Source organism: Pseudomonas sp. NPDC088429, from assembly GCF_044753305.1.
Taxonomy (GTDB): Bacteria; Pseudomonadota; Gammaproteobacteria; order Pseudomonadales; family Pseudomonadaceae; genus Aquipseudomonas; species Aquipseudomonas rustica.
Map to the genome: position 1 here is coordinate 83,949 of NZ_JBIVMX010000010.1, position 26,622 is coordinate 110,570.

General features: G+C 59.9%; 21 protein-coding genes. 10 read left to right on the forward strand and 11 right to left on the reverse strand.

Annotated features, from left to right (window positions below):
• The first annotated feature begins 64 nt into the window (after positions 1 to 64).
• The gene (locus tag ACIP66_RS08500) at positions 65 to 1,378 is read left to right on the forward strand and encodes a leucine-rich repeat-containing protein kinase family protein (RefSeq protein ID WP_400647099.1); all 1,314 of its coding nucleotides are present in this window, start codon (positions 65 to 67) and stop codon (positions 1,376 to 1,378) included.
• A gap of 102 nt (positions 1,379 to 1,480) precedes the next feature.
• Here ACIP66_RS08500 and ACIP66_RS08505 read toward each other — a convergent pair whose 3' ends face one another.
• Positions 1,481 to 2,185, reverse strand: coding sequence for a YebC/PmpR family DNA-binding transcriptional regulator (locus tag ACIP66_RS08505; RefSeq protein WP_053121745.1), 705 nt, complete (start codon positions 2,183 to 2,185; stop codon positions 1,481 to 1,483).
• 221 nt (positions 2,186 to 2,406) lie between these two features.
• On the opposite strand from ACIP66_RS08505, the gene ACIP66_RS08510 reads away from it, so the two are divergent.
• Positions 2,407 to 3,792: a type VI secretion system Vgr family protein gene (locus tag ACIP66_RS08510; protein ID WP_400647102.1), complete on the forward strand. Its 1,386-nt coding sequence runs from the start codon at positions 2,407 to 2,409 to the stop codon at positions 3,790 to 3,792.
• A gap of 118 nt (positions 3,793 to 3,910) precedes the next feature.
• Here ACIP66_RS08510 and ACIP66_RS08515 read toward each other — a convergent pair whose 3' ends face one another.
• Both ACIP66_RS08515 and ACIP66_RS08520 read right to left on the reverse strand, forming a co-directional pair.
• Positions 3,911 to 5,308 carry an FAD-dependent oxidoreductase gene (locus ACIP66_RS08515; protein ID WP_400647156.1) on the reverse strand — a complete coding sequence of 466 codons (1,398 nt, stop codon included), beginning with the start codon at positions 5,306 to 5,308 and terminating at the stop codon, positions 3,911 to 3,913.
• Between the two features lie 67 nt (positions 5,309 to 5,375).
• Positions 5,376 to 6,701 (reverse strand): MFS transporter, encoded by a 1,326-nt coding sequence (locus tag ACIP66_RS08520; RefSeq protein WP_400647105.1) that lies wholly within the window; start codon positions 6,699 to 6,701, stop codon positions 5,376 to 5,378.
• Between the two features lie 285 nt (positions 6,702 to 6,986).
• Here ACIP66_RS08520 and ACIP66_RS08525 point away from each other — a divergent pair, with 285 nt between their 5' ends.
• Together ACIP66_RS08525 and ACIP66_RS08530 are read left to right on the forward strand one after the other, a co-directional pair.
• Entirely contained in the window at positions 6,987 to 7,859 is an 873-nt protein-coding gene (locus ACIP66_RS08525; RefSeq protein ID WP_053121752.1) for a LysR family transcriptional regulator, read from the forward strand.
• 122 nt (positions 7,860 to 7,981) lie between these two features.
• Entirely contained in the window at positions 7,982 to 8,710 is a 729-nt protein-coding gene (locus tag ACIP66_RS08530; protein ID WP_400647108.1) for a CatB-related O-acetyltransferase, read from the forward strand.
• Between the two features lies 1 nt (position 8,711).
• On the opposite strand, the gene ACIP66_RS08535 is transcribed toward ACIP66_RS08530, so the two are convergent.
• Positions 8,712 to 9,572: a LysR substrate-binding domain-containing protein gene (locus ACIP66_RS08535; RefSeq protein ID WP_400647111.1), complete on the reverse strand. Its 861-nt coding sequence runs from the start codon at positions 9,570 to 9,572 to the stop codon at positions 8,712 to 8,714.
• A gap of 112 nt (positions 9,573 to 9,684) precedes the next feature.
• Between ACIP66_RS08535 and ACIP66_RS08540 the strand changes: the two genes are divergently transcribed.
• Positions 9,685 to 10,794 (forward strand): 2-aminoethylphosphonate--pyruvate transaminase, encoded by a 1,110-nt coding sequence (locus ACIP66_RS08540; RefSeq protein WP_400647114.1) that lies wholly within the window; start codon positions 9,685 to 9,687, stop codon positions 10,792 to 10,794.
• A gap of 145 nt (positions 10,795 to 10,939) precedes the next feature.
• Positions 10,940 to 11,767 carry a phosphonoacetaldehyde hydrolase gene (gene phnX, locus ACIP66_RS08545; RefSeq protein WP_159815329.1) on the forward strand — a complete coding sequence of 276 codons (828 nt, stop codon included), beginning with the start codon at positions 10,940 to 10,942 and terminating at the stop codon, positions 11,765 to 11,767.
• Between the two features lie 122 nt (positions 11,768 to 11,889).
• Here the strand turns inward: phnX and ACIP66_RS08550 are convergent, their stop codons facing one another.
• On the reverse strand, positions 11,890 to 12,543 hold the full coding sequence (locus ACIP66_RS08550; RefSeq protein WP_400647118.1) for a hypothetical protein: 654 nt from the start codon (positions 12,541 to 12,543) through the stop codon (positions 11,890 to 11,892).
• Between the two features lie 307 nt (positions 12,544 to 12,850).
• On the opposite strand from ACIP66_RS08550, the gene ACIP66_RS08555 reads away from it, so the two are divergent.
• Complete coding sequence (locus tag ACIP66_RS08555; RefSeq protein WP_400647120.1) at positions 12,851 to 13,399, forward strand: cytochrome b; 549 nt, start codon at positions 12,851 to 12,853, stop codon at positions 13,397 to 13,399.
• 341 nt (positions 13,400 to 13,740) lie between these two features.
• Here the strand turns inward: ACIP66_RS08555 and ACIP66_RS08560 are convergent, their stop codons facing one another.
• The 6 genes from ACIP66_RS08560 to speB form a co-directional block, all read right to left on the reverse strand.
• Positions 13,741 to 14,664 (reverse strand): 1-aminocyclopropane-1-carboxylate deaminase/D-cysteine desulfhydrase, encoded by a 924-nt coding sequence (locus ACIP66_RS08560; protein ID WP_400647122.1) that lies wholly within the window; start codon positions 14,662 to 14,664, stop codon positions 13,741 to 13,743.
• Positions 14,665 to 14,817: 153 nt separating this feature from the next.
• Positions 14,818 to 16,857 carry an FAD-dependent oxidoreductase gene (locus ACIP66_RS08565; protein WP_400647125.1) on the reverse strand — a complete coding sequence of 680 codons (2,040 nt, stop codon included), beginning with the start codon at positions 16,855 to 16,857 and terminating at the stop codon, positions 14,818 to 14,820.
• A gap of 167 nt (positions 16,858 to 17,024) precedes the next feature.
• Positions 17,025 to 18,713, reverse strand: coding sequence for a choline dehydrogenase (betA, locus tag ACIP66_RS08570; protein ID WP_400647128.1), 1,689 nt, complete (start codon positions 18,711 to 18,713; stop codon positions 17,025 to 17,027).
• A gap of 2 nt (positions 18,714 to 18,715) precedes the next feature.
• The gene (locus tag ACIP66_RS08575; RefSeq protein WP_400647131.1) at positions 18,716 to 20,284 is read right to left on the reverse strand and encodes a purine-cytosine permease family protein; all 1,569 of its coding nucleotides are present in this window, start codon (positions 20,282 to 20,284) and stop codon (positions 18,716 to 18,718) included.
• A gap of 109 nt (positions 20,285 to 20,393) precedes the next feature.
• Complete coding sequence (locus ACIP66_RS08580) at positions 20,394 to 21,902, reverse strand: aldehyde dehydrogenase family protein (RefSeq protein ID WP_400647134.1); 1,509 nt, start codon at positions 21,900 to 21,902, stop codon at positions 20,394 to 20,396.
• Between the two features lie 23 nt (positions 21,903 to 21,925).
• Complete coding sequence (gene speB, locus ACIP66_RS08585) at positions 21,926 to 22,924, reverse strand: agmatinase (RefSeq protein WP_400647137.1); 999 nt, start codon at positions 22,922 to 22,924, stop codon at positions 21,926 to 21,928.
• Positions 22,925 to 23,075: 151 nt separating this feature from the next.
• Between speB and ACIP66_RS08590 the strand changes: the two genes are divergently transcribed.
• From ACIP66_RS08590 to ACIP66_RS08600, 3 genes are all read left to right on the forward strand, one after another.
• Positions 23,076 to 23,996, forward strand: a complete 921-nt coding sequence (locus tag ACIP66_RS08590; RefSeq protein WP_053121776.1) for a LysR family transcriptional regulator — start codon at positions 23,076 to 23,078, stop codon at positions 23,994 to 23,996.
• A gap of 100 nt (positions 23,997 to 24,096) precedes the next feature.
• Positions 24,097 to 25,227 carry a carbon-nitrogen hydrolase family protein gene (locus ACIP66_RS08595; RefSeq protein ID WP_159815340.1) on the forward strand — a complete coding sequence of 377 codons (1,131 nt, stop codon included), beginning with the start codon at positions 24,097 to 24,099 and terminating at the stop codon, positions 25,225 to 25,227.
• A gap of 3 nt (positions 25,228 to 25,230) precedes the next feature.
• The gene (locus ACIP66_RS08600) at positions 25,231 to 26,271 is read left to right on the forward strand and encodes an AraC family transcriptional regulator (RefSeq protein ID WP_053121778.1); all 1,041 of its coding nucleotides are present in this window, start codon (positions 25,231 to 25,233) and stop codon (positions 26,269 to 26,271) included.
• Positions 26,272 to 26,622 lie beyond the last annotated feature (351 nt).

Here is a 26,622-nt window from a genome sequence, read left to right on the forward strand (position 1 = left end):
GTTATCATGTCGTCCATTCCCAAGCGCCTCGTGTCTTGGCCCTCTTTCTAAAGTGAACACCTACATGCACACCCTTGCTCAATTGCGCGCCGGCGAGTTGTCGGGCATCACGCGGCTGGATCTGTCGTGCGGGCTGACCGAGTTTCCGCGCGAGATTTTCGAGCTGGCCGACACCCTCGAAATCCTCAATCTCAGCGGCAATAACCTGAGCAGTCTGCCGGATGATCTGCACCGTCTGACCCGCCTGCGCGTGCTGTTCTGCTCCGACAACCCGTTCACCGAACTGCCCGCCTGCCTCGGCCAATGCGCGGCGTTGACGATGATCGGTTTCAAGGCCAACCGCATCGTCAACGTTCCCGGTGTCGCGCTGCCGCCGCTGTTGCGCTGGCTGATCCTGACCGACAACTGCATCGAAACCTTGCCGAGCGAACTGGGCGAACGCCCCTATCTGCAGAAACTCATGCTGTCTGGCAATCGTCTGCAAGCGCTGCCGCCGTCGCTGAGCCAATGCCACCGGTTGGAGCTGTTGCGCATCTCCGTCAACCAGTTCAGCGAGTTGCCGCAATGGCTGCTGAACTTGCCGAGCCTGACCTGGCTGGCCTACGCCGGTAATCCGCTGGAAACCGAAGCCGATGCTGCCGCCCTCGAAGCCACGCCACTGATCGACTGGTCAGCGTTGCGTCTGGGGGAGAAGCTGGGCGAAGGCGCCTCCGGGGTGATTTATCGGGCGGTTTGGCGGCGTGCTGATCACACCGAGGAAGCGGTCGCGGTGAAGTTATACAAAGGTGAGATGACCAGCGACGGCTCACCGCTGCACGAGATGAACGCGTGCATCACCGCCGGCCTGCACCCGAATCTGATACGCGTTGAAGGGAGAATCGACGGCCACCCCGACGGTCAGCAAGGCTTGGTCATGCAGTTGATCGATCCGAGCTTTCTCAATCTCGCCGGGTTGCCAAGTCTGGCGTCGTGTTCGCGGGATGTTTACGCCGATGACCTGCGCTTCACGGCTGACGTTGCGCTGCGCATTGCCAAGGGCGTTGCCTCAGCGGCGGAGCATCTGCATGAGCAAGGCATCACCCACGGCGATCTCTACGGGCACAACATTATGTTGAACGACCGAGGCGATTGTTTATTGGGGGATTTTGGCGGGGCGTCGTTCCATGCCACGACGGATAACGCGCAGACACGGGCGCTGCAACGCATTGAAGTGCGGGCGTTCGGGGTTTTGTTGGGGGAATTGCTGGCGCGTATCGACTCGGGGTTGAGTGAAGAGCGGTGTTTGCAGCTGGAGGAGCTGGAGCGGCGTTGCTGTCAGGCGGATGTGCTGGCGCGGCCGGGGTTCAGTGAAGTTTTGCGGGATCTTGAAAATTTGTGACCGCTGCGCGGTCAATCGCGAGCAGGCTCACTCCTACAAGTGAAATGCGTTCCAATGTAGGAGTGAGCCTGCTCGCGATGAGGCCATCAGTGGCGACGAAAATCAGCCAGCCAGCCCCACAAACATGTCTTGCACGTCATCATGGTTATCGAGGCCTTCAAGGAACGCCTCAACTTCAGCCATCTGCTCATCGCTCAACCCGGTCACCGGGTTTTTCGGCTGGTAGCCAAGCTTGGCCGACAACACGGTGAAGCCTTGCTCCGGCAGGGCTTTCTGCACGGCATCAAGGTCAGTCGGGTCGGTCAGGAACAGTGTTGCGCCGTCTTCGCCCGGCTCGAAATCCTGAGCACCGGCTTCGATCGCGGCCATTTCTGGATCGGCGTCCGGGGTGTCCGGCGACGCTTCGATCATGCCAACGTGATTGAAGTCCCACGCGACCGAACCGGAAGCGCCCAGTTGGCCCTTGCGGAACGCGACGCGGATTTCGGCGACGGTGCGGTTGACGTTGTCGGTCACGCACTCGACGATCAGCGGCACTTGGTGCGGGGCGAAACCTTCGTAGGTCACGCGATGGTATTGCACCGCTTCACCGAGCAGACCGGCGCCTTTCTTGATCGCGCGATCGAGGGTTTCTTTCGGCATCGAGGCTTTCTTGGCCTGTTCAACCACCAGACGCAAGTGTGCGTTGGTGGTGGTATCGGCACCGTTACGCGCAGCAATGGTGATTTCTTTCACCAGTTTGCCGAAGATTTTGCCCCTGGCGTTGGCTGCCGCTTCTTTGTGTTTAACCTTCCACTGTGCGCCCATTACTCACTCTCTTGATCTGTGGCGCCGAGACATCTATTGGCCGACGCGTGGCGCCAAGTTTATACGGCCTAAAGTCGGCAATCGACCAAAAATATTGATTGGCGAATCGACATCTTCACCACAACGTGTAGGGCGATTCTGAAAAGCTGCCTTGCGGTGACTATTCCGCGCTGCGGTTTCGTACCCTCTGCCGTCCGTATTGACCGACAGAACCTGTACGAATGCTCAATGACATGGAAAGTCCCTTCACCCTGACCCTGATCGATGGCGGATTGTGCCTGCCGGTGGTGCGTTTCAGCGGTGATGAAGCGCTCAATCAGCCCTTTCGCTTCGAGGTCGATGTCATTGGCCTGGCGCCCGCCGTTCTGCCCGACAGCTTGCTGGAGCAACCGGCGTATTTACGCCTGAGCGAGCAGCACGGTGTGCATGGCCTGATCCACAGTGTCCGTTGCGAACATCGCGGCACGCACCGGATCGGTTATCGATTGGTGCTGGTGCCTTATCTGCAACGTCTGGCGCAATCGCTTAAACGCCGGGTGTTTGTGCAGTTGAGTGTGCCGGCGATCCTTGCACAATTGCTCGCGGAGCATGGGCTGCCAAAGAACAGCTTTCGCATCGAAATGACCGTGGGCCACTACCCCGTGCGGGACTTTTGCATTCAGTACGAGGAAAGCGACCTGGCGCTGCTGCAACGTCTGTGTGAAGAGGAAGGCATTCATTATCACTTCGAGCATCGGCCTGACGGGCATGTAGTGGTGTTTGCCGATGACAGCCTAAGCCTGCCGCAGGAACCTACGCTGCTGCCCTTCAGTCTCGACGATGACACGCCGTCGCCACGGGTCTGCGCGCTGTTTCAGCAACATGACGCCGCGCCAATTCGAGCGCTGCACAGGGTGCGCAATCGTGGCCAACAGGCGTCGGGCGAGGACTCGGCCAATCAAACCGTGCCTGTCCTCGCACCGCAGATGTTGTCCCTTGAACAACGTCATGCCGAACAGCGCAGCCGCCGCCATCTGGAGCGCCAGCGCTGCCAGTACCGCTCGATTCACGGTCGCTGCGACAGCCCCGGATTGCACAGCGCCGACCTGCTGCAAGTGACCGAACATCCGATCAATGCCTTCAATGAACAATGGTTGATCACGTCCGTGCGCCATCAGGGTCAGCAACCTTGCATCCTTGATCCGGCGCCGAGTGTTTATCGCTATCACTGCGAGTTCACGGCTTTGCCATGGTCGACGGATTTTCGCCCGGCGCTGAAACAATCACGGCCGAGCATTCCGGGGATTCACTTGGCGCGAGTGCTCGGCACGAAGGGGCAGCCATCGAAACTGGATGACAAGGGGCGCATCAAGGTGAGTTTGTGGCCGAGGCCAACATCGCCTGATTCTGAGGGGATTTGGCTGCCGATTGCGTTGACCAACGCCAATGGCCGCATTGCCGCGCATGAGTTGCCCCGTGCGGGCAGTGAGGTCTGGGTTAGTTTTCTCGACAGCGATCCGGATCGACCGATTTTGTGTTTGGGAGCGCAGCGCGAATCCGCGCCGGTTGAAGCACCGCCAGCACGCGACAGCAGCCTCTTACTCGACTGGCTGATCAACCGCTCCTGACCACAAATCCAGACCTGTAGGAGCTGCCGAAGGCTGCGATCTTTTGCTGTTGATTGTAAAAAACAAGATCAAAAGATCGCAGCCTTCGGCAGCTCCTACAGGGGTTGTTTTCAACCCTTCAGGCTTTGTCGGCTTTGCCGGCGGCAGCGGCGAATTTCGCCAGGCGCACGTCCAGATGCCGTGGCCGGTGGCCGTGATCTTCGGCGCGTTCTTTGCGTCGGATGGCGTTGCGCACCATCAACGAGCCCAGATAACGAATCGGCTCCGGCGGGAAATACCCCAGCGGCCCGTTCACAATCGGCGAACGCGTCCAGGCGTTATCCAGCCCCTGTACCAGCGACGCCAGAATCTGCCCGCCCATATGACAAGGCCCAACCCCGCTGCCGGAATAGCCAAATCCATAAAACACATTACCGCTGCTGCTCATCTGCCCAAAAAACGGCAAACCGGTCACCGAGCGATCCGACGGCCCGTTCCACGTCGCATCGACTTTCACATCGCTGAACGCCGGGAAGAAGTCATTCAGACTGCGCTTGAGCAACCCGGCATACGGCGACGGCTGATCGAACACCGGCAGCATCCGCCCGCCAAACGCAAAGGTGTTGCCGCCCTTGCCGAGCATGATCCGGCCGTCCGGGGTGTTGTGGTAGTAGTGCACGAAAATCCGCGAATCGAGCACGGTGACGCCGCTGGTCAAACCGATCTCCTGCAACAGATCCGGGCGCGGTTCGGTGATCAGCATGTCGCTGGAAACAATCGCCACGCTGCGTTCGAACTGCGGAAAGGCCCGGGCCATCCATGCGTTCATCGCCAGCACCACGCGGTCGGCGATGATGTTGCCGTTGGGTGTCTGAATGCGCGCCGGGCGCCCTTCCTCCAGCCCGGTCATTGCTGTGTTTTCATGGATCGTCACGCCCAGTTGCAACGCCACACGCCGCAATCCGCGCACCAGTTTGCCCGGTTGCACACTGGCCGCCGCTGGCGAAAACCAGCCTTCCAGATGTTTGCTGGAACCGGCCATGCGCTGCACATCCGCGACCGGCCGCTGGGTGAACGAGTTGATGCCGTTACGCTCCAGCGCCGCGATCACCGCATCGGTCGAGCCGACTTGCGCACGGTTGGTCGCGGTGTACAGCGTGCCGTCGAGGCGGTAATCGGCATCGACGCCGTACTGCTCGCAAAACTCGCCGATCGCATGAATGCTGCGCTCGGATTCCTTGACCAGACGCACCGCCTCCTCGACGCCAAACAGGCGTTCCAGGGTGAAATATTTCGCCGACCATGACAGCGCACAACCGCCGTTACGCCCACTGGCGCCGGCGCCGCAGATGTCGGCTTCGATCAGCCGCACATCGAGTTCAGGGTTCTGTTGCTTGAGCATGATCGCCGTCCACAACCCGGTGTAACCGCCGCCAACGATGCACACGTCGGTGCGCACTTCGCCTTGCAGCGGCGGGCAAGTCTCGGACGTATCAGCCTGCAAGGCCTGCTCCAGCCAAAACGGTCTCATGGGAATTCTCCAGTCAATGGGCCACGGCGCAGCCTGCCGCGAACGTCGCAGCAGGCCACGCGGCAGCGGGTTGTCAGGTACGCAGAGGTTTGATGGTCAGCGGGCAATTGGGGATTGAGGCGCGCGGCTCCATGACGCCGACCGGGCGGCTGTTCCAGTGCGGGATCAGCACCAGCGCCGAGAACAGGGCGCAACCGGCGAAGACGATGAACACCGTCACCGAGTCGAAGTAACCCGGCAGCAAACCGCCGAGCACCGCACCGACCGAGCCGCAACCGTTGACGAAACCGGCCGCCGTGGCGCCCGCCTTGGCTTTACCGAAATCGATGGCGGCTGCACCGCTGATCATCGAGTCCGGGCCGTACAGGGTCAGGCCCATGACAAACAGCAGCGCGACCACCAGCAACACACTGCCGGTGTGCAGCGCACCCATGAACAGCGCCAACGTCACGGTCAGCGCCAGCAAACTGATGACGCAGGCCGGCATGCGCCGCGCGCCGAAGAGTTTGTCCGAGGCCAGACCGATCAGGATCGGCCCAAGCAATCCGGCCAGTTCGAACGAGGTCGGAATAATCGCCGCGCCGACCTTGCCGACACTCGGCATCTGCTCAAACACGATCACCGGGCCCCACAACAGAATCGCGTAACGCGCCGGTTTCAACATGAAATACGCCAGGCCGAGCACCAACACCGTGCGGTTGCGCAGGATTTCCTTGAGCGGCTCCCACACGCTGAGTTTGCTGTTGGCTGCGGTTTCCTCAGCGGTCAGTACCGGCTCCGGATCCACTTCCGGCAGGCCGACGTCTTCCGGTTTATTGCGCTGGAAGATAAAGAACAGTACCGCGACCACTGCCACCACCACCGCGCTGGAAATAAACGCCGCGTGCCAACTGCCGATCAACGTATACGCCCACCAACCGGCGAACGGCGACGCGACCAGACCGCCAAACGCGTAGCAGGAACTCCACAAGCCAAGCACCCGCCCGCGTTCCTTCGCAGGAAAGAAACTGCCAAGGTTTTTACACAACCCCGACCATCCGGTGGACTGCGCCAGGCCTTGTATCAGCATGCAAGTGGCGAAAATCGGAAGTGTGGCGTAACTGCCCATCACCAACGCGGCTGCGGCGGAAATCAGCAAGCCGCCGAGCACCACGACCCGTGGGCCAAAGCGGTCGGCGAGCATGCCCCAGGTGAATTGGCCCACGGCATACGCCGCCAGATAGATGGCGTCGAGGTTGGCCATGGCCATTTTGTCGAGCATGAAGGTCGGGTCTTCGGCGATGCCCAGTTTGGCCACCGAAAAGGCTTTGCGGGTGAAGTAGAAAGCGGCGTACGCAAGCCAGGTAATCGCGAAAATCTGCACGCGCCAACGTGCGATGGTGCCGATGTGCTTGTTCATTGTGGTTCTGACCTCAGGGTGTGAGTGTGCCGGCAGAATCGTTAAGCAAAACGCCTGTGTTTTTATTGTTGAGCACTGCGATACCACCCTTCCCTCTGGCGGTACCGGTCAGATGAGGCCTGCTGTTGCACGCACAGGCTCATGGCCAACGCCGCTGCTCGACCGAGCAGTCAGCGATGGCGTGAGCCGATCAAAGCAATTACTGTTTAATAAATAAAATCGATTTATCGTATTTCACTCATAAGCTCAGCTTGTTACTGAACTGATCTCGCACCTGGAGTCGCCATGGCAGTCTCCCACGCTCAACTCAAAGCCTTCCACGCCGTCGCGGTGCATGGCAGCTTCACCAAAGCCGCCGAGCGGCTCTACCTGACGCAACCGGCGATTTCCGACCAGGTGCGCAAACTGGAAGAACGCTTTGGCGTTTTGCTTTTTCACCGCAATAAACGTTCCGTGCGCCTGACCGATCTGGGCGAACGCTTGCTGGCGATCACCCAGCGGCTGTTCGTGATCGAAGCCGAAGCGCAGGAATTGCTCCAGGAATCCCAGGCCTTGCAGACCGGCAGCCTGATTCTGGCGGTGGATGCGCCGGTGCATGTACTGCCGCAGATTGCGCGGTTCTGCGAGCGCTATCCGGGGATCAGCGTGAAGATCGAGACCGGCAACACCGACGAATCGCTGTTTCGTCTGTTCAACTATCAGGCCGATCTGGCCCTGCTCGGGCGTGATGTCAGCGATGAACGCTTGCTCTGTGTTCCGTTGCGTAACGATCCGATGGTCGCGTTTGTGTCGCGTAATCACCCGTGGGCCGAGCGCGAGTCGATCTGCCTGGCGGATCTCGATGACACGCCGTTGGTGTTGCGTGAACACGGTTCGGTAACCCGGCAAACCCTGGAAGAAGAAATGGCCCGAGCCGGGTTTCGCATACGTCCGGCGATTCAGGTCGAAGGCCGGGAAGCGGCGCGGGAGGCCGTGGTGGTGGGGATTGGCGTCGGCGTGGTGTCAGCCGCGGAGTTTGGTGCGGATTCGCGGGTGTGCGCGTTGCCGATTATCGACTGCACGCGACGCCTCACGGAAACGTTGGTGTGCCTGCGCGAACAGAGTTCGCGGCGCGTGGTGGCGACGTTTCTGGAAATGGTGCGCGAGAGTCTGGCGTAACGTCGGAATTTTCGTATTCAGTCGGATCGAGATCGTCGGCTACACTGGCGCCTGAGCTCCTGTGACAAATTATTTCCCGACCCCTTTCGCAGAGTTGCGATCACGGAATCGAAGAACGCATCGTGAAAAAACTAATCAATTCCGTTCGAGATCATTTCTGGAAGAAATGGATTCGCCAGCACGATTGCAAAGTCGCCGGTGGCATTTCCTCGTTGCACAAGCGATCCAGGCTGACGCTCGAGGAGCACGTGTCCATCGGCTATGTGGTGATCGAGTCGAAACACCTGAACATCGGTGCGCACACCTACATTCGCAGCGATTGCGTGCTGTCCGCCGTGTCCTCGATTGGCCGCTTTTGTTCGATCAGCACCCGCTGCTTTATCGGTCAGCAAAAGAGTTCTCACCCCACTGACTGGCTCAGTTCCCATCCCTTCCAGTACACCGACACCGCCCTGACGTTCGACCCGGTGGTGGCCGACGTCACCATCGGCCACGACGTCTGGATCGGGCACAGCGCGATGATTCTTGAAGGGGTGCAGATCGGCACTGGCGCGATTATCGCGACGCGTGCGCTGGTGACGCAGGATGTGCCGCCCTACGCTATCGTTGCTGGCACCCCGGCGAAGATCATCAAGTACCGGCATGACCCGCAGACCATCGAACGGTTGCTCAAGAGTCAGTGGTGGAATCTCGATGTGAAGCTGTTGCAGACGCTGCCGTTGAACGATCCGGCTGCCGCGCTGGATCTGCTCGAAGGCATGCAGTTGAAGCAGGCGGATTACCCGAGAATCGAGGTCACGCGCAAAACTACAGCGATCCTGCCGGCGCAAGCGCAGTTGGCGATTGCTTGATTCAGGCCGGTGCCAAACCGAAAAAAGCCTGAATCAAGCGCAATTCCCGACGGCGCTCCATGCAACCGATCATGTGCCGGTTGACCAAGCCGTCGCCGACAATCGGAATCGCCACCACGCGCGGGTCATGGCTGACTTCCACCGATGACACCACGCCGACGCCCAACTCGGCGGCCACCGCTTCCGTTACCGCCTCGCGGCTGTCCAGCTCCAGCAGCACACGCGGATGGATTGCGGCCTGCGCACAGGCCTCGTCAAACGTTCGCCGGGTGATCGAACTCGGTTCACGCAGCACCATGATCACTTGATCCAGCTCCTTGAGTTTCACCTCACCGCTGCGCGTTGCCCATGGATGCGCCGCCGGCACCAGCGCACAAATCCGCGACTCGCTCAGCGCTTGCAGGTGCAGGCCTTTGCGCGGTTCGACTTCGGTCAGCACCGCGACATCCGCGTGCTCGGATAACAACGCCGCGAGGGTTTCCTGAGCATTGCCCAAACGCAGATTCACCGTGATCCCCGGGTAACGCGCGCGCAGGCTCGCCAACATCGGCATGACCATGTGCGGACCGTCCGCCGCCACTTCGAGGCGCCCGGTGAGCAATTGCCGATTGGCTTCGAGCATGGTCTGCGCCTCTTCCGCGAGGCCAAACATCGCACGGGTGATCGCCGCCAGTTTGGTGCCCTCCTCGGTCAGTTCCACCCGTCGCGCGGTGCGCCGCAACAGGGTGATCTGGTAGTGCTCCTCCAGCGCCTTGATGTGCCCGGTGACCGCCGGCTGGCTGATGAACAACCGCGCAGCGGCACGGGTGAAGCTGCCTTCGCGGGCCACAGCATCGAAGGCGCGCAGTTGGAACAGGTTCATAGATAACTCTCACTGATGGCTGGCATAACAACAAACAATTTGATTGATGCAACGCCGAATTGCAACGTATGCCCCGTAGCTTCATCCCACAGCGCTATCCGAGGACACACGAATGAGTATTGCCGAACCCATCCTGCTCACTCCCGGCCCGTTGACCACTTCGGCCCGCACCCGTCAGGCGATGATGGTCGACTGGGGGTCATGGGATGACCGCTTCAACCAACTGACTGCCAGCCTCTGCGAACAATTGCTGGCGATCCTCAACGGCGCCGCCACTCACCATTGCGTGCCGTTGCAGGGCAGCGGCACCTTCGCCGTCGAAGCGGCCATCGGCACCTTGGTGCCGCGCGACGGCAAAGTGCTGGTGCTGATCAACGGCGCTTACGGCAAACGACTGGCGAAAATCTGCGAAGTGCTCGGCCGCTCGTTCAGCACCTTCGAAACCGCTGAAGACGAACCGACCACCGCCGCTGACGTCGACCGCTTGCTGCGCGCCGACAGTGATATCACTCACGTCGCGCTGATTCATTGTGAAACCAGCACCGGGATTCTTAATCCGCTGCCGGAGATCGCCCACGTCGTCGAACAGCACGGCAAACGCCTGATCATCGACGCCATGAGCTCCTTCGGCGCCCTGCCGGTGGACGCACAGAAAGTGCCGTTCGACGCGCTGATAGCCGCGTCCGGCAAGTGTCTGGAAGGCGTGCCGGGGATGGGTTTCGTCTTCGCTCGCAAGGAAGCGCTGGCCGCTGCGGCTGGCAATTCGCACTCGCTGGCGATGGATCTGTTTGATCAGCACGCTTATATGCAAAAAACCGGTCAATGGCGTTTCACCCCGCCGACCCACGTGGTCGCGGCGCTGCACGAAGCGCTGCTGCAATACAACGAAGAAGGTGGTTTGCCGGCACGCCATGCGCGTTACGCCGCCAACTGCCAGGCGCTGATGGAAGAGATGGGCAAGCTTGGCTTGCGCAGCTTTCTGCCGGCAGCGATTCAGGCGCCGATTATTGCCACGTTCCATGCACCGAGCGATCCGCGTTATCAGTTCAAGGATTTCTACGAACGGGTCAAGGCCAAGGGTTACATCCTTTATCCGGGCAAGCTCACTCAGGTTGAGACCTTCCGTGTCGGCTGCATCGGTCATGTCAGCCCGGACGAAATGCGCCAGGCCGTTGCGGCTGTTGGTGAAGTGCTGCGCGAGATGGAAGTGCTCGAAATCTAAAACCCACCACATATCCCCTGTAGGAGTGAGCCTGCTCGCGATGAGGCCGTGTCAGTCGACGACGATGTTGAATGAACAACCGCTATCGCGAGCAGGCTCACTCCTACAGTTTGAATTGCATTGCCAACATAGGAATTTAATTGCCATGAACTACGTCAATCCAAGCAAGCTGCAAGCCGCGATCCTCGACTGGGCCGGTACCGTGGTCGATTTCGGTTCGTTCGCGCCGACGCAGATTTTCGTCGAAGCCTTCGCCGAATTCGATGTGCAGGTCTCCATCGAAGAAGCCCGTGGCCCGATGGGCATGGGCAAGTGGGATCACATCCGCACCCTCTGTGATCAGCCGCAGGTCGCCGAGCGTTATCGCAAGGTTTTCGGCCGCACGCCGACCGATGACGACGTCACCGCGATCTACAACCGCTTCATGCCGCTGCAGATCGAGAAGATTGCCGAGCACTCGGCGCTGATACCCGGCGCGCTGGAAACCATCGCCAATCTGCGTCAGCAAGGGATCAAGATCGGTTCCTGCTCCGGCTATCCGAAGCAGGTCATGGACAAAGTCGTCGAACTGGCCGCCACCAACGGTTATGTCGCTGACCATGTCGTGGCGACTGACGAAGTGCCGAACGGTCGCCCATGGCCGGCCCAGGCACTGGCCAACGTGATTGCCTTGGGCATCGACGACGTCGGCGCCTGCGTGAAGATCGACGACACCGTGCCGGGCATCCTCGAAGGCCGTCGCGCCGGGATGTGGACGGTCGCACTGATCTGCTCGGGCAACGCGCTGGGCCTGGATTACGAAGGTTTCCGCGCCTTGGGCAGCGATGAACTGGCCAGCGAACGCAAGCGCATCCACGCGCTGTTCGAGAGCTCGCGTCCGCACTACATGATCGACACCATCACTGATTTGCCGGAAGTGATTGCCGACATCAACAAGCGTCTGGCCAAGGGTGAGATGCCGCAAAACGATTAAGGTAGATTGAAAAAAACCGCCAACTGATAAAAAGTTGGCGGTTTTTTTATTGATCACATTAAACACCTGATCGGTTTCAAGCTGTTAAACCTGAACAGTCTTTTAAATCAAAACAGTAACATTCAATCAACAACGGGATTGCCATCTGCATCATATTTCAATCCATCGGGATGACGAATCGAACCGTCCGCTAGTTGCTCGGTGCCGTCAGCCCAGACGATACGACCATCTGGATATTCCACGGTGTCATCCGGCCACACGATGCGGCCATCAGGATGCTCGACCCGGCCGTCAGCATGCTGAATGATCCCGTCGGGGCGGGTAACTTTGTTTTTTCCGGCATCGACGATGCTGCCATCGCTCAGTGTGGTCGATCCATCCGGCTGGCGAATACTGCCGAGGGCGCTGATCAGGTTAATCAGTGCCACCGGATCAATGTTGATGTTCAAGGTAGGCCACGGCATTGGCGGACGGGCATTCACGGGTGGTTTGGTGCCCGGTGGCGCTGGTTTGACCGGTGGTTTGGTGCCAGGCGTCCCCGGAGTGACAGGTGGCTTCACGGGTGGTTTGACCGGCGGCTTCACAGGCGGTTTGACCGGTGCAGGTTTGACTGGCGGCTTGACCGGAACCACGGGTGGCTTGACCGGAGGTGTGGTGGGTCGGGTTACTGGCGGTTTGCTGCCCACGGGCTTCGGTCGAGATATCGGTGGCTTTGCCATCGCTTTTTTTACAATGTTTTTACTATGTTTGTGATTCAGAAGAATACAAAAAGTCATATTTAAGTCCTTTTAAGCAAGTTATCAACAGCATCACTTATTAAATCAAGCGATTTGAAAGCAACAACTGCCCGCAACATTAGCGGATCAAACAACGCCGATCAAACTCTGTGCAGATTCAAGATATAAACAACAACCGGTTACACCCGCAGCACTAAAGTCCGCAAACCGCAAACACTAATAACTTTGTAAAAACAGCACATTAAAACTTTTGTTTCGTTCAGCAGAAATGCCCAAGTGGGTTTACAGTTAAGGCATGCCGTCAGAGAAACGGTGCGATGAAACCCTGAATCGAGAGGAACACTGTATGCCGTGGACAAGTTCCGAATCGCGTTACAGCACCGTGTCGGTCATGCTGCATTGGCTGATGTTGGTGCTGCTGGTGCTGGTGTACGCCAGCATGGAATTGCGCGGCCTCTTCCCCAAAGGCAGCGGCGGCCGCACGCTGATCCGCGAAGTGCATTACATGCTCGGCCTGACCGTATTCGTGCTGGTGTGGTTTCGCCTGCTCGCCCGCAGCCTCGGCCCGGCACCGAAAATCTTCCCCGCCTCGCCACAATGGCAAACCGTACTGGCGCGGCTGATGCACTGGGCGTTGTACCTGTTCATGATCAGCATGCCGATTCTTGGCTGGCTGATCACCAGCGCCGAGGGGCATCAGGTGATGTTCTATGGTTTTGATCTGCCGTTGCTGGTCGCGGAAAACAAAGACTTCGCCAAACAGATTGAGTACTGGCATGTGCTGATCGCCACCGTCGGGTACTGGCTGATCGGCCTGCATGCGCTGGCGGGGATCTATCACCATTATGTGGTGAGGGATAACACGTTGCTGCGGATGATGCCGAAGCGCGGGTAAACCCACCGGGATCTCACTGCGGCAATGCATTCATTGTGGCTGGCAATGGGATCTATCTGGGTCAATGCAAACCATTGTGGCAAGCAATGGAATCTAGCTGGGGCAATGCAAACCATTGTGGCTGGCAATGGATCAATCTGGGGCAATGCAAACCATTGTGGCTGGCAATGGAATCTATCTGGGGGAATGAAAACCATTGTGGCGAGGGGATTTATCCCCGATGGGCTGCGAAGCGGCCCCAAAACCTCAGCATGCGGTGAGTCAGGCTGAACTATGGTGGCTGGATTGGGGGCTGCTTCGCAGCCCATCGGGGATAAATCCCCTCGCCACAAAAATCTCACCTATCGGGGCTGGAAACCGCGTCTGCCTTGTAGGCCGCCGGTGTGGACGAAGACCAGTCGTGTGCCACTGGCAAATCTGCCCGCGTCTATCTGTTCCTTAAGGGCCAGCAGCGCTTTGCCGGTATACAGCGGTTCCAAGGGCACACCGCTAGCCTGTTCGGTCTGTTCAATAAACGCCAACAACCCCGGATCAACCTTGGCAAAACCACCTCGGCTGGCATCAATCAATTCATACCCCGCATCCACCCGCCCCGCTTCTCGCAGAATCGACTCAACCTGCGGCGCCACACCGTGATCTTCCGGCACCGCCAACGCACCATAAACCGTATGCGCCCCCGCCTCGGCAAGCACCAATCCCGCCAACGTCGTCCCGGTGCCGCACGCCAGCCACCAGCCGTGGTAATCACTCCAGCCCAATGAATGCAATTGCGCGCCGACCTGCTCCTTAAGCGTCCCGCAACCGAGCGCACCCGATAGTCCCCCGCCACCCTCCGGCACCGAATGCAACTCTGGATACTGCGCCCGCCATGGCAACCAGAACCCCGGCTCATGCCGCGCCCGATAACCGGCAAACCCCAACCAATGCAGGTGCATGCCGAACGCCTGCAAATCCTTTACCGTCGGCGTTTCCTGCGCATGCCCGCGCAACAGCCCCACGGTTTTGAACCCCAGCCGTTTTCCGGCCGCTGCCAATGCATGCAGATGATTGGAGTGCGCACCGCCGAGGCTGATGATGCCTTCGGCGCCCGCACGGTCGGCAGCTTTGAGGTGTTCGCTGAGTTTGAACCACTTGTTACCGCTGATCAGCGGGTCGATCTGGTCGAGACGCAGGATCGCTACTTCGATGCCGGCGGCGGTGAGCCAATCCAGATGAAGGGGTTCGAGGGGGGCTTGGGGTAGCCAATCGGAGGGAGGCAAAAGCATTGGCGGCTATTCAATCTGGACAGAGCCAGCATTCTAGTCGCTCATAGGCAGCCATCGCGAGCAGGCTCACTCCTACATTGGTTTTGCAGCGAACACAAAACCTGTAGGAGTGAGCCTGCTCGCGATGGCCATTGGCACTCTAGACCTGCGGAATCAAAGTTCGGCTGCGAGGCGCGAGCCTTGGTTGATCGCGCGTTTGGCATCCAGCTCTGCCGCGACATCCGCGCCGCCGATCAGGTGCACATTCTGCCCCGCCGCGACCAGACCATCGTGCAGCTCACGCAACGGATCCTGCCCCGCGCAAATCACGATGTTGTCCACCGCCAGCAATTGCGGCTCGCCGGTTTCGCCGATGCGAATGTGCAGACCGTCATCATCAATGCCCAGGTATTCCACGCTGTTGAGCATCTGCACCTGCTTGTTCTTCAAACCGGTACGGTGAATCCAGCCAGTGGTTTTACCCAGACCGTCGCCGACCTTGGTTTTCTTGCGCTGCAACAGGAACACTTCACGCGCCGGTGCATGCGGCGCCGCTTTGATCCCGGCGACGCCACCGCGTGCTTCCAGTTTCGTGTCGATGCCCCACTCTTTCCAGAACGCGGCGCGATCCTGACTGGTCGCAACGCCTTCATGAACAAGGAATTCCGAGACGTCAAAACCGATGCCGCCAGCACCGATCACCGCGACACGCTTGCCAACCGGTTTGCGCTCAAGGATCACATCGATGTAGCTCAACACCTTGGCATTCTCGACACCCGGAATCGCCGGCAGACGCGGCGCGATACCGGTGGCGAGGATGATTTCGTCGTAGCCGCCTTCAACCAGTTTCGCAACATCAACGCGAGTGTTCAGGCACACCTCAACATTGGTGGTTTGCAGCTTGCGCTTGAAGTAGCGCAGGGTTTCGAAAAACTCTTCTTTGCCCGGCACACGCTTGGCGATGTTGAACTGACCGCCGATTTCGCTGGCCGAATCGAACAAGGTCACCTGATGGCCACGCTCGGCCGCCACGGTCGCGGCAGACAAACCGGCAGGGCCAGCACCGACCACGGCAATCTTCTTGATCTGCTGCACCGGCAGATAGTTGAGTTCGGTTTCGTGGCAGGCACGCGGGTTGACCAGGCAACTGGTCAGCTTGCCGCCGAAGGTGTGATCGAGGCACGCCTGATTGCAACCGATGCAGGTGTTGATTTCGTCGGCGCGGCCTTCAGCAGCCTTGTTGACGAAGTCCGGGTCAGCGAGAAACGGCCGTGCCATCGAGACCATGTCGGCATCGCCTTCAGCGAGAATCTGCTCGGCGATTTCCGGGGTGTTGATGCGGTTGGTGGTGATCAACGGAATGCTCACCGAACCACGCAGCTTGGCCGTGACCTTGCTGAACGCGGCACGCGGCACTTTGGTGGCGATGGTCGGAATCCGCGCTTCGTGCCAGCCGATGCCGGTGTTGATGATGGTCGCGCCGGCCTGCTCAATGGCCTTGGCCAGGGTGACGATCTCATCCCAGGTGCTGCCGCCCTCGACCAGGTCGAGCATCGACAGACGGAAAATGATGATGAAGTTCGGGCCCACCGCTTCGCGCACACGGCGGACGATTTCCACCGGCAGGCGCATACGGTTTTCGTAGCTGCCGCCCCAACGGTCGGTACGGTGGTTGGTGTGCGCGGCGAGGAACTGGTTAATGAAATAGCCTTCCGAGCCCATGATTTCGACGCCGTCGTACTCGGCGGTTTGCGCCAGCACCGAGCAAGTGACGAAATCGCTGATCTGCTTTTCGATGCCCTCTTCGTCCAGCTCTTTTGGCTTGAACGGGTTGATCGGCGCCTGAATCGCACTCGGTGCCACTTGTTTCGGGCTGTAGGCATAACGACCGGCGTGGAGAATCTGCATGCAGATCTTGCCGCCCGCGTCATGCACCGCGCGGGTGACGATGCGGTGCTTGAGCGCTTCTTCTTCGGTGGTCAGCTTGGCCGCACCAGAGTACACGCCGCCCTCGTCGTTCGGGCCGATCCCGCCAGTCACCATCAGGCCAACACCGCCGCGCGCACGCTCAGCGAAGTACGCCGCCATGCGCTCGAAACCGCCCGGTTTTTCTTCCAGGCCGGTGTGCATCGAGCCCATCAGGGTACGGTTGCGCAGCGTGGTGAATCCCAGATCCAGCGGGGCCAACAGGTGCGGGTAATGAGCGGCGGTCATCGGTAACTCCACAACGAGCAATCACGGAAAAGTTGCGGGAGCTCTGCGTCCCCCGTCAGTCATGTTCGACAGACTAAGAGCCGCACCGTGATCACTCAATGACCGTAACTGACAACTTAATGATCTAAATGCACACCACCTACGTCGGCGCTGGATCACTCGAACAGCTAAACCCGGACATTGCGCCCTGGCAACGATGTGCGCTGGCTGTTCTCCCAATCCTGCACCAGCCCCACCGGCGCCTCTGACGGCGGCAACATCGCCCGCCCGCGCAGCAGATCACTGGCGCGTTCGGCGAGCATGATGGTCGGAGCATTGAGGTTGCCGTTCGGCTCGCTCGGGAACACCGACGAATCGATCACGCGCAATCCATCGAGGCCGTGCACGCGCAGTTCGGAGTCCACCACCGCCAGCGCGTCCTCGCCCATTCGACAGGAGCCGCACGGGTGATAGGTGCTTTCGAGGTTTTCGCGAACGAAGGCATCGAGGTCTTCGTCGCTGTTAACCAAAACGCCGGGAGCGATCTCGCTGTCGCGGAAACGATCCATGGCTTTCTGGCCGATGATCTCCCGGGTCAGGCGGATACAGCGGCGGAAACCTTCGCGGTCTTCTTCGCGTTGCAGGTAATTGAACTGGATCTGCGGATGCTCGTAAGGATCCGCAGAGCGTGCGCGCACATAGCCGCGGCTCTTGGGTTTGTTCGGCCCGGTGAGCACCATGAAGCCGTGACCCTTGATCGGCTTGTTGCCGTCGTAACGCATGGCCGCCGGCAGGAAGTGAAACTGAATGTCCGGCCAGCGCAAACCCTTGTCCGAACGGATAAACCCGCCAGCCTCGAAATGGTTGGTCGCGCCGAGGCCATCCTTGAACAGCAGCCAGCGCAAACCGATGAGCAATTTGCTCAGCGGATCCATTTTGCTGTTGAGGGTCACCGGTTCCTTGCAACTGAACTGGATGTACACCTCGGCGTGATCCTGCAGGTTTTCACCGACACCGGGCAGATCGTGGCGCACCTCGATGCCGGCCTTGCGCAGCACGTCGGCCGGGCCGATGCCGGAGCGTTGCAGCAGGTGCGGCGAGCCGATTGGCCCGGACGAAACCACTACTTCGCGCCGGCAATAGACCTCGTGCGTCTGGCCGTTGTGGTCATAGCTGACGCCGACCGCACGTTTGCCGTCGAGGAGGATCTGCCGGGTCATCGCGTGGGTGATCACGGTGAGGTTCGGGCGCTCCATCGCCGGGCGCAAATAGGCGTTGGCCGTTGAACAGCGCACACCATTTTTCACGGTCATGTGCATCGCGCCGAAACCTTCCTGCATGTAGCCGTTGCAGTCGTCGGTCTTGATGTAACCCGCCTCGGCGCCGGCCTGCACCCACGCGCCGTACAGCGGATTTTTCATGTGGTTGCCGTTGGTGGTGTGCAGCGGCCCGGTCTGCCCGCGATAGTTATCGCCGCCCGCTTCATAGTGCTCGGCACGTTGGAAATACGGCAGGCAATTACGGTAGCCCCAGCCTTGCGCACCAAGGGATTCCCACTCGTCAAAATCGCAGGCGTGACCGCGAATGTAGACCAGCCCGTTGATCGATGAAGAACCACCCAGCACCTTGCCACGCGGGCAATGGATGCGCCGTCCGTTGAGGAATGGCTCCGGTTCGGTTTCATAGCGCCAGTTGTATTTTTTGGTGTTCATCGGAATCGAAAAAGCACTCGGCATCTGGATCACCACACTGCGATCGCTGCCACCGAATTCCAGCACCAGCACCGAGGTGTCCGGGTCTTCGCTCAAGCGGTTGGCCAACACACAACCGGCGGAGCCGGCACCGATGATGATGTAGTCGTATTTTTGCGTAGCCATGCTTATCTCCCGGCCGTCGATGGCTTGGTAGCGGGCGACACGCGTCGCGTCAGCGAGTCGCCGGTGGTGTATTGCGGAGAGGTTTTTTCGATCTGGCGGATCACGGTTTCTTCGCTCGCCAGGTCGATCGAGCGGCTGAACCAGTAATACGCCAGTCCCGACACGAGCAGCCCGACCAGCCAGGCGATGTCGATGCTGCCCAGCGCTCTGGCAAGCGGGCCGACATACACCTCGCGCTGTTCAACGCCGTCGTAGATGTAGAAAAACGGGATCATCGCGACAAACCCGATGGCGTACGCGGCGATGCCGCGCAGGCCCCAACTGCCGTAGATGTTGCCCTTGGGCATGAAGAAGTGCGGGATGGCGTAGCGGCCCTTGCGCACGAAGAAGTAGTCAGTGAGGTTGACCGACGTCCAGGGCACCAGGAAGTACAGCATCACCACCAGGTAAATCCCCAGCACCGACAAACCTTTGCCCGTGCTTTGAATACTCAGCGCCACGCCCAATTGCAGGAGGATCACGAAGGTGATCGCCAGCACCCGTGCTTTGCGTGTGGGTTGGATTTTTTTGATCGAGTCGACGCACGTCAGCGTGGTCAGTTTGGCGCTGTAGATGTTCATCGCAATCACCGGCAGGATCGCCAGAATCGTGATCACCACCACGGCCGTGCCAACCAGTGGCGACATCACATTGCCGACCTGTCCGAGCGCCACCAGCACGTCGGTGGAATGCAGGTGATCGGCGAGCCAGCCGCCCACGGAAATCATCCACGCGCCGGACAACGAGGCGCCGACAAACACCACGGCAATCAGCTTGCCGCTGGAGGTGTTCTTCGGCAGATACCGCGAATAGTCCGAGACGTAAGGCGCGTAAGCGATGTTGTAGCTGGCGGCGGCGGCAAACTGCGCGATGAAACCGGTCCAGTTAAACCCCAGTGGCGGTGGCGCGATGTCCCCGGCGGCGAGCACGGGCAGCGGCGCATCCGGCACCCAGCCCATCAGCACGGCCAACGTCACCAGACCGTACAACGGAATCGACAGGCACAACGCCCATTTGAAACTGCGGTGCATCCAGTCATGGCCGAGGATCGCCAGAATCGCCGCCGGAATCGTCACTGCCACGGCAACCAACCATGGCTCGAAACCGAACAGCGTGTGCATGCCCTGCATCATCAACACCAGATTGACGATGTTGAAACCGGCGAACACAAACAGCGTCGCCAGCAGCACCAGGATCACTCCGCGATAGCCGAACTGCGCCCGCGACTGGATCATTTGCGGCAACCCAAGGTGCGGGCCTTGCGAGCCATGAAACGCCATGAACAGTGTGCCGAACATGATGCCCAGCGTGCCGGCGAGCGTCGTCCAGAGCGCGGTCAGCCCGACACTCGGGCCAACGAAACCGATGGTCATGGTGAAGAAAGTGAAGTTGCCCAGAAACCAGAACGGCCCCTGACTGGATAACTTGTCGGTGCGTTCGTTTTCCGGAATGAAATCGATCGAATGACCCTCGACGACAGGTTTGTCGCCGAGGAGTGACACACCAGGAGCGGCTTTGGCTTCTATGTTCATGATGGGCTCTTATTGTTGGAAGATCATGACGAAGTAACGGCATCCTTTCGGGTTGCCCCTCCCCCGTGGAGAGGGGTTGTTCAGTGCTTTCTCCTTGAGGCCTGCCGGGTCAGGGCAGCGTGATCCAGACCGCTTTGGTTTCGAGCAGATAGTCGAGTTGCTCGGCGCCGAGATCCTTGCCGAAACCGGACTGTTTGTAGCCACCGAACGGCATCGACGGGTCGAGAGTGCCATGGGCGTTGACGTAAACCGAACCGGCCCGCAAACGCGGAATCAGGCTGTGTACCTTGCCCAAATCATTGGAATACAGCGCCGCCGCGAGGCCGAATGCCGAGTCATTGGCCAGCGCCAGCGCTTCTTCGTCATCGTCGAACGGCGCGGTCACCAGCACCGGGCCGAAAATCTCCTCCTGAACAATGCGCATGTCGTTGCGGCAATGGGCAAAAATCGTCGGTTCTACAAAGAAGCCAGGGCCTTCAATCGGTTGGCCGCCATAAACCAGTTCGGCGCCTTCCTGCTTGCCGGTCTCGATGTAATCGCGCACGCGCTGCTGTTGCACGGCCGAAACCAACGGGCCGATAAAGCAGTCGGGATCCAGCCCCGGGGCGATCTTCAATGTGCGCGTGTAGGCAATCAGTTCACCGAGGAATTGTTCGTAGACGCTGCGATGCACATAAGCGCGGGTGCCGGCATCACAGACCTGTTCCGAGTTGAAAAACACGCCATTGGCGACCGCTTGTGCCGCCGCCGGAATGTCCGCATCGGCGAAGACGATTACTGGGGATTTTCCGCCGAGTTCCAGCGTCAGTCGCTTCATTTCGTCGACGGCTGCACGCCCGACTGTACGGCCGACCGGCGTCGAGCCGGTGAAGGTCAATTTGTCGATGCCCGGGTGCGAGGCCATCGCCGCGCCAACCACGGTGCCGCGCCCGCAGACGATGTTGATGACGCCGTCGGGGATCCCGGCTTCCTTCACCAATTCGGCAAAACGCAACGCCGACAGCGAGGTCAGTTCGGCCGGTTTGACCACCACCGTGCAACCGGCGGCCAGCGACGCGCCGAGTTTCCAGGCCATGGTTTGCAGCGGGAAATTCCACGGCACGATCGCGCCGACCACGCCCACGGCTTCTTTGCGCGTATACGCCAGATAGTTGCCGGGCAGCGAAGGCTCGACCGTACGCCCGTGAAGTTTGGTCGCCCACCCGGCGAAGTAGCGCAGGGTGTCGACGGTGCCCTGAATATCGACGTCCTTGGCGAAGGCCACGGACTTGCCCATGTCGATTGATTCGATTTCTGCCAGTTCGTCGGCGTTCTGCTCAATCAGATCTGCCAGACGCTGGATCAAGCGTTCGCGTTCTGCCGGTTTTGCCTGGCGCCACGCACCGCCGTCGAACTGCGCGCGCGCCGCTTGCACCGCGCGATCGAGATCTTCCACGGTGCCCATCGGAATCCGCGTGATCAGGCCGGCGGTCGACGGTTCGATGACATCAGCGGTTTGCCCGTCGCTGGCATCGACAAACGCGCCACCGATAAACAACTTCTGCGCCTTGCCGAGGAAGGTTTGCGTTGCTTCGGATACTCCGAATTTCTGTAGGTACTGCTTGACGATCGTGTCCATGTTTACTCTCTCTGCCGGACGGCTCAGGCGGGGGTGGCAACGCTGTCGGCGGCGCGCACTTTGGCCCGTTCGTGGAAGATGAAACCGATGCTGTTCAGCAACAGTTGCGCGGCCAGAATCGAGGTCATGCCGGTCGGGTCATACACCGGCGCCACTTCCACCAGATCCATGCCGACGATGCTGCCCTGGCTGCGTTTGGCCAGCGCCTGAATGATTTCCAGCACTTCGTAATAGAGGAAACCGCCGTGGCTCGGCGTGCCGGTGCCGGGGGCGATGGACGGGTCGAAACCGTCGATGTCGATGGTGATGTAGTAGTTGATGTTCTGCGGGATCAGCGCCAACACGCCTTCCACCCCGAGGCGGCGTACGTCGCGCACCGAGAGGATCTTCGAACCCGCCGCATGGGCTGCTTCGTAGTCATCACGATTGGACGAGGACACGTTGCGGATGCCCATTTGGGTCATACCGACAATGTGGTTCATTTCCGAGGCGCGGCGCAGCGGGTTGCCATGGCCGTAACGAACGCCGTGACGCTCATCGACGAAGTCCAGGTGCGCATCGAAGTGAATGATGTGAATCGGCCCGCGTCCCTCGAATGCCTTGATCACCGGCGCGTGCACCGAATGATCGCCGCCAAGCACCACCGGCATGACACCGGCATCGAGGATCTTGCGCACCGCGTATTCAGTGTTGAGATTGCTGGTGACCATATCGGTGTGGACGATGTCGGCATCACCGACGTCGACCATGCGCACATCGGCGGCGGTCAGGTACATCACGTCATCTTCGTGATCGTAGGCACCGGCGTGACCGAAGGAGAACAGCGTCGACGCCTCGCGAATACCGCGCGGCCCGAAACGTGCGCCGGAGCGCCATTGGGTGCCCATATCGTTGGGCACGCCGAGTACTGCGACATCGGCATCGAGCGCGTCCCAGTCGGTGCACACCGGTGATTTGCCGAAGGTGCAATGCCCCACGAAAGGCAAGTTCAGGCGCCCGGATTCATAACCGTTATTGGACATTTCAAGCCTCTCCACTTGTTGTTATCGGCTCGGCGGACTGCAAGGCGACCGTCGTTGCAGTGACTATGGGCGCAGGTTTTCGTGGAAAAAATGCCAAACATCAGATACTCATATCGGCATTGCCGATGCATCCACACGCGGGAGGTTCCAGGTGATTCAGCTGCACGATGTCGATTTGAAGTTGCTCAGGGTGTTTGCCACGATTGTTCGTTGCGGCGGCTTTTCCGCAGCGCAGGCAGCATTGAATGCCGGTCAGTCGACCATCAGCGAACAGATGTCGCACCTGGAAACCCGTCTTGGGGTGAAGCTTTGTCAGCGCGGGCGCGGCGGTTTTCGCCTGACCGAGCAAGGCGTGGCCATTCATGAAGCGACCCAGCGCCTGTTGTCGGCAGTGGAGAATTTCTGCATGGACGCCGATGTACTCAAGCAGCACATCAGCGGCAAGCTCAACCTCGGCATCATCGACACCACCATCACCGACCCCGACTCGCCACTGCCACGTACGACGCAGCGTTTCGTTTCTCGCGGCCATGACGTGCATCTCAATGTGTACGTCGGCACCCCAGCCGAACTCGAAGAACGCGTGCTCGACGGCAGACTGCATTTGGCCATCGGCCATTTCCCGATCCATGTGCCGGGCCTGCTGCACACGCCGCTGTATCAGGAAGCGCTGGGCTTGTATTGCGGGCGCCGGCATCCGCTGTATGGCAGTCAGGCCGAAGGGGCTGAACTGCTCGAGGCGATTACCGAGAGTCGCATTGTCGTGCGCGGTTACATGCAGCAATACGATCTTGAGCACCTGGGCGTGAGCAAAGCGGCGGCCACGGTGGATAACATCGAGGCGCTGGCGATCCTGCTGATCTCCGGTGCCTACCTGGGCTTCCTGCCGGCCCATTTCGCCCGACAATGGGTCAAGACCGGCGAGATGCACCAATTGGCCCCGGACAGCCTGCAACTGGTCTCGCCGTTCGACGTGATCACCCGGCGCGGCATCGCGCCGCCGCCCATTCTCGAAGCGTTTCTCGAGGATCTGGCAGCCTGTTCGCACCACGCCGTCGGCGCTCTGCAATGAGTGTCAGGCGCAGGCATGGCCCCGTGCCTGCGCCCTCGCCCGGCACTATTGAGGTATCATCGACCCGCGTCACACCATGCACCCGGTTCTGTTGGAATTCATGCGCAAACTTCTGTACCTGACATTTTCCATGGCCCTCGTGGCCGTCCTTGCTTCCTACGCCATGTGGGCGGCAGACCGCCCGGCGGGACATTACCTGTCGGATCTGCGAATCAAACTCGCGGTCGATCAAGGCACACCCGCCGACCGTGGCAATCTCTTGGGCATCCAGCCCGAACTCTACCCCACCGACTATCAAAGCCCCGAGCGCCTGCACCGCAAGCTCGCGGCGTATCTGCAGCAAGCGCAGGATCAAGGCTTGTTGAATGACAAGACAATCGTCGTATTGCCCGAGCACGTCGGCACCTGGCTGATGATCAGCGGCGAAAAAGACGAGCTGTATCAGGCGCCCACGCTCACCGAAGCGATGAACTGGCTGGCGGCGAGCAATCCGTTGTTGTTTGCCCGTGCGTGGCTGACGGCCAAGGGCAGCAACCGACTGAATGACGCGCATCTGCGCATGAAGTCCAAGTCGATGGCCAAGGATTACCAGGCGCTGTTCGGCGGTCTGGCCAAGGAATTTCATGTGACGCTGGTGGCCGGCTCCATCGTGCTGCCCGAGCCGAGTATTCGTGACGGTCAACTCAAACCCGGTAGCGGCGCGCTGTTTAACAGCAGCGTGGTGTTTGGTCGTGACGGCGTGCCGCTCGGCCAGCCACAACGGCAGATGCACCCGATCTTCGATCAACGTGATGTGCTTGAAGGCGAAGATCAACACGCCATCAACGTCGTCGACACCCCGGCCGGGCGCCTCGGCATCCTGATCGGCAGCGACAGCTGGTATCCGGACAACTACCGCAAGCTCGACGCGCAAGGCGCGCAACTGGTGGCGGTGCCGGCGTTTGTCGTCGGGCACAACGTGTGGGATCAACCGTGGGGCGGCTACAAGGGTTCGAGTACACCGAGTTCGGTCAGCCTCAAACCCGGCGAAGTCAGCGAAGGTCAGGCCTGGCATCGCCTGACCCTCACCGCGCAACCGCCCGCCAACAACGCGCTGGCCGGCATGAGCGTGTTCCTGCGCGGGCAGTTCTGGGACAAGTTGAGTTCGGGGCAGAGCTTCCTCAGCAGCAACGGCCAACAGTTCGCCGACGGCGAGGCCCGTGGCGCACGTTTGCTGAACGTCTGGTTGTAAGCCATGAAACCGCAGCCGATGCGTCTGGGCGATTTATCGGTGGGTTTCGTGCACAGCCTCGCCGATGCCGTGCGCAGTCATGACGCCGATCCGCTGCCCTTGCTCGAGCAGTACGGTCTGGATGCTGCGCGATTGGCCGAGGCTGGCGCGCGGTTATCGATTCCGCGCTACATGCGTTTGGGCCACGCGGCGATTCAACTGACCGGTGATGCGGCGCTGGGTTTGCGCATGGGCCAGCTCAGTCGCTTGAGTCAGGCCGGGCTGGCGGGCGTCACCGCCGCACAAGCGCCGACCGTGCGTGAAGCGGCGCGTTGCCTGATTCGTTTCGAACCGCTGTACGGCTCCAACTATCGTGGTCAATCGAGTTTCCACGAAGACGCGAATGGCGCGTGGCTGCGTTTCTATTCAATCAGCCCGTACAACGCCTACAACCGTTTTGTGGTGGATTCGATTATCGCTGGATGGCTGCATCAGCTCGCCAGTGTCAGCCGTGAACCGCTGCGCGCCGAGCGCATCGAGATCGAGTTCGACGCGCCGGATTACCGCGACGCTTACAGCGTGCTGGGTGAATGCCCGATTCAGTTCGGTGCCGAGCGTAATCAATTGCGCCTCAGCTTGACCAGCCTCGCCCAACGTAACCCCGAACACTGCCCGAGCACCTGGCGGCACTTGCTGCAATTGTGTGAGCGAGAACTGGAACAACTGACCCGCACCCGCAGCCTGCGTGAACGCATCACGCAGTTATTGGGGCCGTTGTTGAATGGTGGCCGGGAACCCGACCTGGAAGAAGTGGCGGCGCGCTTGAAGCTGCCGACCTGGACGTTGCGGCGCAAACTGACCGAGGAAGGCACACAGTTTCGCGCGATCCTCAATGACACTCGCCGTGATCTGGCAATGACCTACATCCGCGACACGGAACTGGCGTTCGGTGAAATCGCCTACCTGCTGGGGTTTGCCTCAGCCGAGGCTTTTCAGCGTGCATTCAAACGCTGGAGCGGCCAGACACCGGGCGAATTCCGCCGTAGTCACCGTAAAACCGCGTGACGCTTACAGCTCGGTAGCGTCTTCAGCAGGTTCAGGCTGATCCAGTTCGTAGGCGTGAAATTCGAGCAGCTCTTCTTGATAGTCATCCATTGCGTAATCCCCCTACTGCTCTCTGAAAAATGGCCTGATCAATCGACCCGTGCCCCGAGCATAAAGTGCCCGTGTGAAGGAAAAATGAAACGCGCCCTTCATGGATAAAACGTAGCAGCAGGTCAGGAATTTATCGCGGGATTATTGTCAGCGGAATGTAACGAAATCTTATGCCACCTAAAAACCTCGTAGGAGCAAGGCTTGCCCGCGAAGGCGTCAGACCAGCCAACACTTTTTATGTTGACTAGTCTGACGCCTTCG